The sequence below is a fragment of the Actinoplanes rectilineatus genome (genome assembly GCF_000962825.1).
GTDB lineage: Bacteria > Actinomycetota > Actinomycetes > Mycobacteriales > Micromonosporaceae > Actinoplanes > Actinoplanes rectilineatus.
Genome location: NZ_JZKF01000034.1, coordinates 59,066 through 71,646, shown reverse-complemented (window position 1 = coordinate 71,646; position 12,581 = coordinate 59,066). Strand labels below are relative to the sequence as shown.

The 12,581-nt window shown below is 69.6% G+C and carries 10 protein-coding genes and 1 pseudogene; 3 read left to right on the top strand and 8 right to left on the bottom strand.

The genetic code is table 11. The annotated features are described in order from the left end of the window. Nucleotides 1-8: 8 nt before the first annotated feature. The 3 genes and pseudogenes from WH85_RS24645 to WH85_RS24635 all read right to left on the bottom strand — a co-directional run. Nucleotides 9-743 (bottom strand): M50 family metallopeptidase, encoded by a 735-nt coding sequence (locus tag WH85_RS24645; RefSeq protein WP_083449229.1) that lies wholly within the window; start codon nt 741-743, stop codon nt 9-11. Between the two features lie 23 nt (nt 744-766). Then, on the bottom strand, nt 767-985 hold the full coding sequence (locus WH85_RS24640) for a hypothetical protein (RefSeq protein WP_045744358.1): 219 nt from the start codon (nt 983-985) through the stop codon (nt 767-769). Nucleotides 986-3,752: 2,767 nt separating this feature from the next. Next, nucleotides 3,753-4,629: pseudogene (locus WH85_RS24635) on the bottom strand (serine/threonine-protein kinase); the annotation flags it as partial. Between the two features lie 101 nt (nt 4,630-4,730). On the opposite strand from WH85_RS24635, the gene WH85_RS48980 reads away from it, so the two are divergent. From WH85_RS48980 to WH85_RS24625, 3 genes are read left to right on the top strand one after another with little or no spacing between them, the layout of a single operon-like run. Then, nucleotides 4,731-4,940, top strand: a complete 210-nt coding sequence (locus WH85_RS48980) for an acyl-CoA carboxylase subunit epsilon (protein ID WP_083449233.1) — start codon at nt 4,731-4,733, stop codon at nt 4,938-4,940. 42 nt (nt 4,941-4,982) lie between these two features. After that, complete coding sequence (locus tag WH85_RS24630) at nt 4,983-5,435, top strand: hypothetical protein (RefSeq protein WP_045744357.1); 453 nt, start codon at nt 4,983-4,985, stop codon at nt 5,433-5,435. Continuing rightward, nucleotides 5,435-6,694, top strand: coding sequence for a hypothetical protein (locus WH85_RS24625; protein WP_045744356.1), 1,260 nt, complete (start codon nt 5,435-5,437; stop codon nt 6,692-6,694). The genes WH85_RS24630 and WH85_RS24625 overlap by 1 nt, the downstream gene beginning before the upstream one ends. A gap of 202 nt (nt 6,695-6,896) precedes the next feature. Here the strand turns inward: WH85_RS24625 and WH85_RS24620 are convergent, their stop codons facing one another. The 5 genes from WH85_RS24620 to WH85_RS24600 form a co-directional block, all read right to left on the bottom strand. After that, nucleotides 6,897-7,904 carry an ABC transporter ATP-binding protein gene (locus WH85_RS24620; RefSeq protein WP_045744355.1) on the bottom strand — a complete coding sequence of 336 codons (1,008 nt, stop codon included), beginning with the start codon at nt 7,902-7,904 and terminating at the stop codon, nt 6,897-6,899. Continuing rightward, the gene (locus tag WH85_RS24615; RefSeq protein WP_045744354.1) at nt 7,897-8,928 is read right to left on the bottom strand and encodes an ABC transporter ATP-binding protein; all 1,032 of its coding nucleotides are present in this window, start codon (nt 8,926-8,928) and stop codon (nt 7,897-7,899) included. Before WH85_RS24615 ends, WH85_RS24620 begins: the two co-directional genes overlap by 8 nt. A gap of 4 nt (nt 8,929-8,932) precedes the next feature. After that, nucleotides 8,933-9,871 (bottom strand): ABC transporter permease, encoded by a 939-nt coding sequence (locus WH85_RS24610; RefSeq protein WP_045744353.1) that lies wholly within the window; start codon nt 9,869-9,871, stop codon nt 8,933-8,935. Beyond that, the gene (locus WH85_RS24605; RefSeq protein ID WP_045744352.1) at nt 9,864-10,790 is read right to left on the bottom strand and encodes an ABC transporter permease; all 927 of its coding nucleotides are present in this window, start codon (nt 10,788-10,790) and stop codon (nt 9,864-9,866) included. The genes WH85_RS24610 and WH85_RS24605 overlap by 8 nt, the downstream gene beginning before the upstream one ends. Nucleotides 10,791-10,920: 130 nt before the next feature. Beyond that, nucleotides 10,921-12,558, bottom strand: a complete 1,638-nt coding sequence (locus WH85_RS24600; protein WP_052720772.1) for a peptide ABC transporter substrate-binding protein — start codon at nt 12,556-12,558, stop codon at nt 10,921-10,923. Nucleotides 12,559-12,581: the final 23 nt, after the last annotated feature.

Below are 12,581 nucleotides of genomic sequence, written 5' to 3'. Positions count from 1 at the left end.
CGCGGGTTTCAGACAGTCAGCGTGGGGAGCCACTGGCCGGCCAGCAGGAACGCGCCGGCGAGCAGGGCGACCAGGTTGACGACGAGGAAGAGACCGACCCAGAACAGCGCCGGCAGGTGGGTCAGCCGGGACAACTGGTCGGCGTCCGAGTCCCGCATCCGGCCGCGGGAGCGCAGCTGCTGCAGCTCGAAGACCGGCCGGATGCCGCCGAACAGCAGGAACCACACGCCGGCGTACGCGAACGCGGCCTGCACCTCGGGCTCGGCATACCAGGACACGACGAAGACGATCGCCCCGGTGATCAGCAACGAGATCACACCGAACAGGTTCCGGATGTTGATCAGCATGAGGAGCAGCAACACCACCGCCAGCCAGAGCAGCAACGTGATCCGGTTGCCGCCGAGCAGCCACGCGCCGAGAACACCGACCAGCGACGGTGCGATGTAACCGCCGAGCAGGGTCAGGATCATGCCGGGCCCGGTCGGACGGCCGGCCGACAGCGTCAGCCCGGACGTGTCGAACTCCAGGCGGATGCCGCGCAGCTTGCGCCCGGTCACCAGGGCGAACAGCGCATGCCCGCCCTCGTGCGCGATGGTCACCGCATTACGGGCCACCCGCCACACCGGGCGGATCGCCACCGCCAGGAATCCGGCGACCGCGGTGATCAACACCAGCAGGCCGGGCGGATCCGGCTGCGCGCCGAGCAGTTGGTCCCACAGGTCAGTCACACCGTCGATCGACACGCCGGGGACTGTAGCCGATTCCGCTATGCGCGGCGGCGCACGGCCACCTCGACAGGCTCGGCCTCCCGCCGTCCGAGTGCCCGGCCGGCCACCACCGCACCGGCGGCGATCACCGCCACGGCGAGGACGAAGAAGAGCGCGAGGAGCAGCCCGGTGGACGCGACGATGATGATCACGTCGGCCACCGCCACCAGCATCCACAGCGCGATCGTGGGCTTACTGCCATATCGTCGGCAGCTCATGTCACACCTCCCATCCGTGGTGCTGGATAACTACCCAACCACCCGGATCCCACGCATGGGAGGTCTGATCAGTTTGCCGTGAAACCGGCGAAAACCGCTTCGATGTCGGACTTTGCCTTGTCCCAGTCCTCCGGCGTCGTGTACCAGGACAGGTTGTACGTCGTCCCGCCGATCGCGAAGACCCGCTTCACCACGCGCTGCCGGTTGCCCGACGAGGTGGTGTAGTAGAACTCCCAGTCCGCGGCCTCGCCCTTGTAGGCGACCTCGCTGATACCGATCTCCTCGTACTGCGGGTACCGGCCGGTGTCCTGCGAGCGCCAGTAGTTCACCGGGTCGCCCGGCTCGCCGTCCACCTTGTTGATGATCAGCAGCCGGTTCTTCCACCGCAGCTGGGTGCCGTTGCCGCCACCACCGCCGCTGACACTCGACGGCACCGGAAGCTTGAACCCACTGCCGCTGTACGTCTTCCAGTTCGCCGGGATCGTCGCGGCCGCCGACGTGGTGGCCGACGGGCTGGGCGCCGCACTGGTCGCCCCGCCCTGACCGGTGGTGGCCGCCGGGTCCACACCCTGCGACGAGCTGATCCCGTTCTGGTCGAGGCCGGTCGGCTCGTCGTCGGAACCGCCGAACGCCTGCACCACGATGATGCCGATCAACAGGACGAAGGTGAGCAGGATGGCCAGCCCGATGATCGCCTGCTGACGGGTGAGCGTGGTGCCCAGGATCGTGATCCCACCGGGCCTGCGCTGCTCGGAACGAACCTCGGCCGGATTCCAGGCCCGACGCGGCGGCCGGGAGGAGTAGTTCGGCACCGACCGGTAGTCGACCATCTGGGTCGCTCCGGCGGCCGGCGGCGACTGCGGCACCACGGTGGTGAAGTCCACCATCGAGGTCTTGTCGCTGTCGACCGACGGAACCGGCGCCTGATAGACGGGCGACGGCGACACCGGAGCCTGGTAGGTCGCGGCCGGCGAGACCGGGGCCTGATACGTCGGCGCGGGAGACACGGGAGCCTGATACGTCGGCGCCGGAGACACGGGAGCCTGATAGGCCGGTGCCGGCGAGACCGCGGCCGGGGAGACCGGGGCGGGAGACACCGGAGCGGGATCGGCGACCGGGCGGGCAGCCGGGACGGAGATCGCGGCAGGCTGCTCCGGAGTCGCTTCCGGGACGTCCTTCGCCGCCGGGGAAGCCGCGACGGCCTCCTCGGCAGGCGGGGCAGAGCCCTCGACGACGGCCGGGGAGGCAGTCGTGTCCGGCTCGGCCGCCTGCACCGCAGGCTCCGTCTCAGCAGCCGTGGCCGCGCCGTCAGTCTCGGACGCTGCGTCCGCCTCGACCGGTGCGCCGGTTGCGGCCGTGGCGCCGGCGGTGGCCGTGGCGCCAGTGGTGGCCGTCGCGCCGGCGGCCTCGGCAGGCGTTTCGGTCGTGGCTGCCGGTGCCTCGTCAGCGGATCCGGTGGCGTCAGCCGACGGGTCCGAGGACTCCGCATCAACCGCCGGACCGGTCGCATCATCGACCGCCACAGCATCGGCCGGCGCGGCAGTGGCCAGCGCGGCAGTGGCCGGTACTGCGCCGGTCGGTGCTGCGCCGGTCGGTGCTGCACCGGCCTCCGGTTCGGCGGCCGACGTCTCCACCGCGGACTTCTCCGTGGCGGAATCGGCGGCGGCAGCCTCGGTGTCAGCAGTAGCACCCGCGTCCTCGCCGGGCGCCGGGACCGGCGTGGTGGCCGGAGCCTGGGCAGCGCCGGACTGGGCAGCGCCGGACTGGGCAGCGCCGGACTGAACAGCATCAACCTGAGCAGCGCCGGACTGAGCAGCGTCAGCCCGGGCAGCGTCATCCTGGGCCGCGCCGGCCTGAGCAGCGTCGGACTGGGCGGCGTCGGCCGGCATGGCGGTGGTCGCCTGCTCGGCCTCGTCCGCGGCGGGCTGCTGGCCGCGCGGGGTCACCACGGGATAGCCCGAGGTGGCCTGGGCCAGGGACTGCTCGTGCTCGGGGGCCGCCTGCTTGCGCCGGTGCGCCACCACGTCGGCGGCGGTGAAACCGGTCCGCAGGGCGTTCGTCGGGGCGTTGCCGGCCGCCATCGACTGCGCGGGCGGGTTCTGCGACGGCGACGACTGCGGGTTCACCGGTGTGGTCGCCGGAGCCTGCCGGTTCGGAGCACCCATCGGCGTGGTCGGCGGCGCCTGCAGACCCGCGGCGCCCATCGGTGTGGTCGGCGGGGCCTGGCCGGGAACACCCATCGGCGTCGTGGGCGGCACCTGATGACCCGGGACACCCATCGGCGTCGTCGGCGGCATCTGGTGGCCCGGGGCACCCATCGGCGCGGTCGGCGGCGTCTGACGTCCCTGGTCCTTGACCTGGGGCGTGTCGAAGCGGGTGGCGTCGAGCGGTTTCGCCGGTGGGCGTGCGCCGGGTGGCGGCACCGGCGTGCGGCCGACGGTCGCCTTGCCGGGCGTGAACGACGGCGGCGGGCCCGCGGGCATCGGCGGCGTGGGACGACCCTGCTGCGGGTCACCCGGACGGCCACCGACCGCGGACCGGCCCTGCTGCGAATCCTGCGGACGGCCACCGATGGTGGACCGGCCCTGCTGCGGGTCGGGACGACCGCTCGCGGCGGCCGGACGGCCCTGCTGCGGGTCGCCGGGGCGTCCACCGGTCACCGGCGGGCGCGGACCCGGCACCACCGGCGCGGAGCCGGTGGCGGTCCCCCAGCCGCTGCCCGGGAGCACCGGGGGCCCGCCCGGGCCGCTCGGCAGCGACGGGCGTTCCCGGCCGACGCCGGGCCGGCGCATGGTCGGGCTCATCGGGAACGAGATCTTGGAGCGGCGGCCGGCGGCGCGCGCCAGCAGACGCTCGGCCTCCTCGGCGTCCATCCGCTGGGCGGGATCCTTGCGCAGCAGACCGTTGAGTACGGGCTTGAGCGGCCCCGCGTTCCGCGACACCGGGACGTTCTCGGTCGCGAGGGCGGCGAGGGTCGCGATCGCCGACGGACGGGCGAACGGCGACTGCCCCTCGACCGCGGCGAACAGGGTGGCGCCGAGCGACCACAGGTCGGCGGCCGGCCCGGCGGTGCCGTCCCGGGCGCGTTCCGGCGCGATGTAGGCCGGGGAGCCGAGCACCAGGCCGGTCCGGGTCACGTTGGGGTCGCCGGGCACGGTGGCGAGACCGAAATCGGTCAGCACGGTGCGACCGTCGGTGGCGATCAGCACGTTGCCCGGTTTGACGTCGCGGTGCACCACGCCGGCACGGTGGGCGGCGCGCAACGCGTTCAGCACGCCGAGACCGATCTCGGCGGCACGCAACGCGTTGAACGGCCCGTCGGCGGCCAGGGTGTCCTGCAGCGAGCGGTTGGGCACGTACTCCATGACGATCCACGGGTCGGCGTCCGTGCGCAGCACGTCGAAGACGCGGACCACGTTGATGTTGTTGAGCCGGGCGATGGCACGTGCCTCGCGCAGCGAGCGCTCGCGCATCTCCTGCCGCTCCGCCGGGGTGAGCCCGGGGGGCGGCACGAGTTCCTTGATCGCGACGTCACGGTGCAGCACGACATCGGTCGCTCGCCAGACACGCCCCATCCCGCCCTGACCGAGCGGCGCGACGAGCCGGTACCGATCAGCGACAACGGTGGGGAGAGAAGAAGACATCACGCAGAAAATACCTGGTTCTGTCGAGCGGCCGCGAATTGATCAGCCGAGTGTGGGACACGTGTCACCGGATCTCCGGGCACCCGTCGTACGCTCGGCCGATGAATGAGGAACCGCTGGTCAGCGTCGTACGGGGAAGCCTAGACGATCATGAGCTGGCCGCGTTGGTCGCCATCCTGGCATCGCGATCCACTTCGGTCAATTCCGGAACTTCGCAGGTCCCGGCCCCGGACTGGATCCGATCAGCCCGTCCGGGAGCCGCGCCGCGCACGTGGCGAGCCGCCGGCCGGCCTGTCCACAGGGGCCGATGACACGCGGTGTGACCGGATAATCTCGCGGAGTTCATCCCGACCGTGTTCGAGGAGTTCCGGATGATCCCCACAGAAGATCGCGACCCTGACCGGCTGCGCGATTACGGTCACATGGCATTCGCCGCCGTCGAGGCTGACCCGCACGCGATGACGGAATACGCGGCCCGGTGGAAAGCGGACGCCGACCACGATTACGCACCGCATGCGGCCGGTGTCGTCAGCGCAATGATCGAGACACTGGGGACGGAATCGCCATTTTCCGAACTCGAACAATTCCTGAAAGCACACGGACGGGCACAGGAAGTGACCCTGCGGAACATTCAGGGGTACGCCGCCGGCACGCACGCCCTCGCCACGGCCGCCGCTGAGATCGCCGCCCGCTTCCGGGAGTCCGACGAGGCCGCCCGGTCCCGGATCGGCGCCGCCGGCTCCGAACTCGGCACCGCGGGGCCCGGTTCACGGCGGGGCGGCGCCGATCCGGCCACGGGGTCCTGATGCTCGACGTCCCGGCCGGCACCGACTGGTCCACCCGGAACGTGGATCAGATGTGGGCGATGCTGGAGCGCCACGACGGTTCCGGCCACCGCCGCGTCCTGGTCGGCTGGCGCCGGTCGGCCGAGCTGGCCCAGCAGCACCTGGCCGGGGCTCTGCGGTACCGGGAGGCGCTGGTCGCCGTGTGGCCGCCGCGGGGCAACCGGGCGGCGGCCGCCTACCTCGAACGGCTGGACGCGCTGATCGCCAGCCTGCGCGAGACGTCCGAGGCCGCGCTGACCGGTCACCGGCTGCTAGGGGCGGTCACGGTCGCCCTGGAGTCGGTCCGGCGGGAACTGGCCGGGATCCACCGGGAACACACCGCCAACCGGGTCGCCCTGGCCGCGTTCGAGGAGGCGAAGCAGCTGGCCATGTCCGGTCCGGGCAAGGCGCTCGGCCCGCCGCCACGGTCGCCGGTGGAGCCGGGACGGCAGGCGGAGCTGACCCGCCGGGCCCGGGTGCTGATGTCCGGTCTGTGCCGGGAGCTGGCCGAGGCCCAGGCCGCCCTGGTCACCCCCGGCGGCTACCGGGCCGGCGGGCCGACGGCCGCACCGGCTCCGGCGGCCGGTCCCGGGCCGGCCGTTACGCCGGGCACCCGCACCGCGATCGGTGACGACGGGAGCCGGCCGGCGGCCGCCACAACACCGAACGGCGAATCCCGGGCGCCGGATCCACGATTGATTCCGGCGGCTGGCATCGCGGCGGCGGCCATTTCCGCGGCGGTCTTTCCCGCAACGGCGGGAATGACGGCCGACAATGCGGTTTCCCGCGGGGACACGGCGGGGAGAAGGACCGTCCGCCGGACTTTCCCCGTGAACGGCATCATCGGCTCGGGGCCGGCGCAGGCCGGTTCGAGGACACGATCCGGGCCGGCCGGATCGCAGCCGGTGGCCGCGCAGGCGGGGACGGAACCGCATGCCGGATCAGGAGCACAGGCCGGGCAGCCCGGACCCGGACCAGCAGCACAGTCCGCGCCGGCCGGGCCGGAGTCACGGTTCGGGAGGATCGCCGCGGAACCGCTGCCCCCGCACCGTGTGGTCCCGGCCGGCGGCGTCATCGGCGCCACACCGACCGCCCGCCCGGCCGTCCCGCGGGTGATGTCCGCGGGTGATCGGACGGGGAACCGCCCGGCACCCCGGCCGGCCCGGCGGGGCCCGGTCATCACCGCCGACCGCGATCACCCGATCGATCCGGGACCGGTCATCGGCGCCGAAAAGCCGTGATCGCGATCCCGGCCGGAAAAGCCGAACCCGTCGCCTTAATTGGCATCATCTGAACAGGACGAACAGCGACGAAACTGCTCACGGCGTACCCCGGAAGGGTCTGACGAAAGCGGGCCGGGCGATCCAAGATCGCCCGGCCCGTTGACCGCCTTTGATCAGGCCGATCAGAGATCGGCCCGGCCGGGAGGACCGGCCGTGGTGCTCAGTGGCCGCGCACCACGTCGCGAACCTCCGCGAAGTGGCAGGCGCTCGGGTGTGCGGACCGATCGCGGATCTGCAGGAACGGGTCCTGCTGCGAGCAGATGTCCTGCGCCTTCCAGCACCGGGTCCGGAACCGGCAACCCGACGGCGGGTTGGCCGGCGACGGCACGTCGCCCTCGAGCACGATCTGGTCGCGGTGGCCGCGCAGACGCGGGTCCGGAACCGGCACCGCGGAGAGCAGCGCCTGGGTGTACGGGTGCGTCGGCTGCTCGTAGATCTGCTGGTCGTGCCCCTCCTCGACGACCCGGCCGAGGTACATCACGGCGACCCGGTCGGAGATGTGCCTGACCACCGAGAGGTCGTGCGCAATGAAGATGTACGACAGACCCAGCTCGTTCTGCAGACGCTCCAGCAGGTTGATCACCTGGGCCTGGATCGACACGTCGAGCGCGGAGACCGGCTCGTCGCAGACGATGATCTCAGGCTTGAGGGCCAGGGCACGGGCGATGCCGATGCGCTGACGCTGACCGCCGGAGAACTGGTGCGGGTACCGGTTGATGTGGTCGGGGTTGAGGCCGACCGTGTCGAGCAGGTCCTGCACCGCCGCCTGCCGTCCCCGCTTCGGGACGACCTCGGGGTGGATCTCGAAGGGCTCCCCGATGATGTCGCCGACCGTCATACGCGGGTTCAGCGACGTGTACGGGTCCTGCAGCACCATCTGGATGTTGCGGCGGGCGCGGCGCAGCGCGTTGCCCTTGAGCTTCACCATGTCCTGGCCGCGCACCATGATCGAGCCGGAGGTCGGCTTCTCCAGGCCGACCAGCAGCTTGGCCAGGGTGGACTTGCCACAGCCGGACTCGCCGACCACGCCGAGGGTCTCACCACGGCGCAGCTGGATGTCGACACCGTCGACTGCCCGGACCGCGCCGACCTTGGTCTGGAAGACGATGCCCTGGGTGATCGGGAAGTGCTTGACGAGACTCTTGGTCTCGAGAACGACGTCACTCACCGAGGACCTCCCGGAAGAAGTGGCAGCGGGCGGTACGTTGCGGCGCGACGGCGTAGGCCGGCGGCGCCGGGTCCTGGCGGCACGGGTCCTTCGCGAACCGGCAGCGCGGGTTGAACGCGCACCCCTGCGGGATGGACGTCAGCGCCGGCGGCAGGCCCTGGATGACGTTGAGCTGCTGACCCTTCATGTCGAGGCGAGGGATCGACTCGAGCAGGGCCCGGGTGTACGGGTGGGCCGGCCGGGAGTAGATGTCGTAGACGCCCGCCTCCTCGACGACCTTGCCCGCGTACATCACGGAGATCCGGTCGGCGACGTCCGCGACCACGCCCATGTCGTGCGTGATCAGGATGAGGCCCATGTTGCGCTGCTTCTGCAGGTCCGCGAGCAGACCCATGATCTGCGCCTGAACCGTCACGTCGAGAGCCGTGGTGGGCTCGTCGGCGATCAGCACCTCGGGGTCGAGGGCCAGCGCCATGGCGATCATGACGCGCTGCCGCATGCCGCCGGAGAACTGGTGGGGGTAGTCGTCGACCCGGGTCTTCGCGGCCGGGATCTTGACCTGGTCCAGCAGTTCGATGGCGCGCTTCTTGGCGTCCTTCCGGGACATTCCCCGGTGGATACGGAACAATTCGGCCAGCTGGAACCCGACGGTGTAAACCGGGTTGAGAGCCGAGAGCGCATCCTGGAAGATCATGGCGATCTGGTTGGCGCGCACCTTGCGGCGCTGCTCCTCCGCGACGCCGAGCAGATCGACACCGCGGTACTTGATCTGACCCTTCGTGATGAACCCGGGAGGACTGTCCAGGATGCCCATGATCGCCTGGGCGGTCACCGACTTGCCACAGCCGGACTCGCCCAGGATCGCCAGGGTCTCGCCGGCCGCGAGGCGGAAGTTCGCGCCGTTGACGGCCTTGGCCACGCCGTACTGGGTGCGGAACTCGACGTGCAGATCGTTCACCTCGAGCAGAGGTGCACGCGGATCGGCGCCGGGAAGGACGTCGATGTGCGCTTTGGTAACAGTCACAGGGTCACCGCAACTTCGGGTCGAAGGCGTCGCGGATGGCGTCGCCCAGCATGATGAAGGCCAGCACCGTGGCAGCGAGGAAGAGCGACGGGTAGACCAGCGGGCCCGGCGCGACACGCGCGTACCGGGAGGCCTCCGAGATGGAGATGCCCCAGCTGATCGCGTCGCCCTTGAGCCCGACGCCGAGGAACGACAGCGTCGCCTCACTGGCGATGTTGGTGCCCAGCAGGATCGTCAGGATGACGATGAAGGACGCGATCGAGTTCGGCAGGATGTGCCGGAGCATCAGTCGCGCCGGGGTCGCGCCGAGCATCCGGCCGGCCGCCACATAATCCTGGTTCTTCGACGAGATGACCGCGGATCGCATGACCCGGGCCGCGGAGGTCCAGGTCAGCAGGCCGAGCGTCATCGTCACCGCGAGAACGCCGTCGGAGTTCGGGTCCGCCGCGAGGCGGGACGAGAGCACGATGGCGCCGAGCAGGAACGGGATGCCCAGCATGATGTCGATGCCGCGGGACAGCACGGCGTCGAGCCAGCCGCCGTAGTACCCGGCCGCGAGACCGAACACCAGGCCGATCACGCCGGACAGCAGCGTGGACAGCGCACCGACGATGATCGAGTTCTGGGCGCCGTAGATCGTCTTGGCGTAGACGTCACAACCCTGGAAGTCGTACCCGAAGTACGCCGAACCGCTCGGGCCCTTGTGCTGGTTGGCCAGCGTGCAGGCACGAGGGTCGATTGAGGTGAACAGCGTCGGCCATGCGGCCATCAGCAGGATCACGGCCACCAGGACGATCGAGATCCAGAACACCGGGCGCTTGCGGAGGTCGTTCCACGCGTCGCCGGCGAGGCTGCGCGGCTTGTCCGTCTTGACCGGCCCGGTCGGCGCGGGGACGCCCGCCCCGGGCGCTTCGACGGCGGTGATGGAGGTGGGGTCACTCATAACGGATCCTGGGGTCGAGGGCGGCGTAGAGCAGGTCGACGACGAGGTTCACGACCAAGAAGATGATCACCAGAATGCTGACGAATCCCACCACCAGGGGTCCGTCCTCGGTGCTGATCGCGCGGGCGATGTTGAAGCCGACGCCGGGGATGTTGAAGATCTTCTCGGTCACGATGGCGCCGGACATCAGGCCGCCCAGGTCCACGCCGATCAGCGTGACGACCGGGATCAGCGAGTTGCGCAGCACGTGCACCCAGATGACCCGCCGGCCGGTGAGGCCCTTGGCCCGGGCGGTCCGCACGTAGTCGGCTCGCAGGTTCTCCACCACCGAGGTCCGGGTGACCCGCAACTCGGTGGCGATGGCCAGCGTGGCGAGCACCAGGGCCGGAAGGAACAGCGCATAGAGGCTCGCGTCCCGCGTCGCGGTCGGCGGGAACCACCCCAGCTGGATGCCGAAGAGCAGCTGAGCCATCGGCGCCAGGACGACGATCGGCATCGCGAGCAGGACCAGGGTCAGGAACAGCGTGATGTTGTCGAAGGCCCCGCCGCGACGGATCGCGGAGTAGACGCCCGCGGTCACGGAGATCACCACGGCCAGGACGATGGCGATCAGGGCGAGCCGCATGGTGACCGGCCATGCGTTGACCAGCATGTCCCCGATCTTCTGACCGGTCAGCGACGTGCCGAGGTCTCCGGTGAGCAGGCCCTTCATGTAGTACCAGTACTGGGTGAGGAATGGCTCATCCAGGTGGTAACGCTCGGTCAGCGCCAGGCGCTGACTCTCAGTGATGGGTCGTTCGCCCGCCAAGGCCTGGAGGGGGTCGTCCTGGTTGGCGAACGTCAGCGCGAAGACCACAAATGTCGCCCCGAAGAAAGTCAGGACCATCTGCAGTAAGCGCCGCACGATGTAGCGGAACATACGGGTTTAGCCTCTTCCGCGGAAGAGCGCCGGCCTCGTGAGCACGGCGACGAGAGGTAGGGGGTCTAACACAGTAGTGGCGCCACGGTATCTTACGCTCCGTGACGCCACCACCGTTCGAGCGGTTAAATCAGCTGACTACTTCGATCGCGTAGATGTCGACCTTCTGGAACAGGTCGACGGTCACGTTGGTGACCTTCTCGGAGAAACCGAAGACGTTCTGGCCGACACGCAGCGGGATGACCGGCATGTCCTTGGCGAGGATGTCCTCGGCGGCCTGCCACTTGGCGATGGCCTCCTCCGGCGTCGCCGCCTCGGAACCTTCCTTGACCAGCGCGTCGAACGCGGTGTTGCTGTAGCCGTAGTAGTTCGAGGAACCACCGGTGCCGTACAGCGGGCCGAGGTAGTTCTCCATCAGCGGGTAGTCCATGATCCAGCCGAGGCGGATCAGACCCACGTTCTCCTTCTTCTCAACCTTGGTGAGCAGGTCAGCGAACTTCTGCTCGCCCTGGCCGGTGCAGTTCACACCGAGCGAGGCCTTGATCTGGTTACACGTGGCGTCGACCCAGGCCTTGTGGCCACCGTCGACGTTGTACGTGATCTTGATCTCGGCCGGGCCCTTGGCTGCGGTGTACAGCTTCTTGGCCTCGGTCGGGTTGTACTCGCAGTTCGCGCCACAGGTGTTCTCGCGGTAACCGGCGACGACCGGGGACACGAAGGAGGTGGCGGGCGTCTGGGAGCCCAGGAAGATCTGGTCCGTGATCTCCTGGCGGTTGATCGCCATCGAGATCGCCTTACGGACGTCGACGTTCTGGTATTCCTTCAGGAACGTCGGGAAGCCCACGAACTGGAAGACCGAGTTCGGGCTCTTCTGGAACCGGTCACCCAGGTCGGCCGAGGCCGAGGCCAGCGACTCGATCGGGATGGTGGTCTGCACGTCCAGGTTGCCCGCGACGAGGTCGGCGTACTGCGCCTGGTCGTCCTGGTAGATCTTCCAGGTGATGCCGTCGACCTTCGGGATCTGACCCTTGAAGTCGGTGACCTTCTCCACGACGATCTGCGCGTCGTGCTCCCACTTGCCCTTCAGCTTGAAGGGGCCGTTGCCGATGATGGAGTCCTCGAAGCCGTCGGCGATGACGCCGTCCGACGAGAAGGCAGCCTTCGGCAGCGGGTAGAAGACGGTGTAGCCCAGGAGCGACTTGAAGCTCGCGAACGGGGCGGACAGCGACACGGTGAAGGTGGTGTCGTCGACCTTCTTCAGACCGGTCAGCTTCTTGGCCTTGGGCTCGGGGGCCTTCTGCGGGCCCTCCTCGCCGTCCGGGTCCTCGGACTGCAGGTCGTCGAAGCCGGCGATACGCGTGAAGAAGTACGAACCACCCTGGCCGTTGGGGCCGTAGGCGGCGTAGTTCCAAGCGTCGATGTAGTTGTCAGCGATGACCGGCTCGCCGTTGTGGAACGTGAAGCCGCTCTTCAGCTTGACGGTCCACACCTTGTTGGTGGCGTCAGCGGTGATCGACTCGGCGGCAACCTCAGTCGGGTTGTTCTTGTCGTCGAAGTCCACCAGCGGGTAGAACAGCGACGACAGAACCTCGGCACCGTTCGACTCCGTCGTGTTCGACGGGATCAGGTGCTGCGGTTCGCCGATACCGATGATGGCTGTATTCGAAGAAGCGGCCGAGTCGTCGGACCCGCCGCTTCCGCAACCGGCGGCCAACAAGGCGATGGCGGTCGCACCGACCGCCATCTTCCATGGGCTTTTCCCAGGCATGGGAGTGCCTCCTTCAGGGGCGC

What these genes read in the sequence shown, in the direction of transcription:
- WH85_RS24640 (WP_045744358.1), bottom strand. Translation starts at nt 985, where the DNA reads ATGAGCTGCCGACGATATGGCAGTAAGCCCACGATCGCGCTGTGGATG.
- WH85_RS48980 (WP_083449233.1), top strand. Translation starts at nt 4,731, where the DNA reads ATGAATGAGGAACCGCTGGTCAGCGTCGTACGGGGAAGCCTAGACGAT.
- WH85_RS24625 (WP_045744356.1), top strand. Translation starts at nt 5,435, where the DNA reads ATGCTCGACGTCCCGGCCGGCACCGACTGGTCCACCCGGAACGTGGAT.
- WH85_RS24610 (WP_045744353.1), bottom strand. Translation starts at nt 9,871, where the DNA reads ATGAGTGACCCCACCTCCATCACCGCCGTCGAAGCGCCCGGGGCGGGC.
- WH85_RS24605 (WP_045744352.1), bottom strand. Translation starts at nt 10,790, where the DNA reads ATGTTCCGCTACATCGTGCGGCGCTTACTGCAGATGGTCCTGACTTTC.
- WH85_RS24600 (WP_052720772.1), bottom strand. Translation starts at nt 12,558, where the DNA reads ATGCCTGGGAAAAGCCCATGGAAGATGGCGGTCGGTGCGACCGCCATC.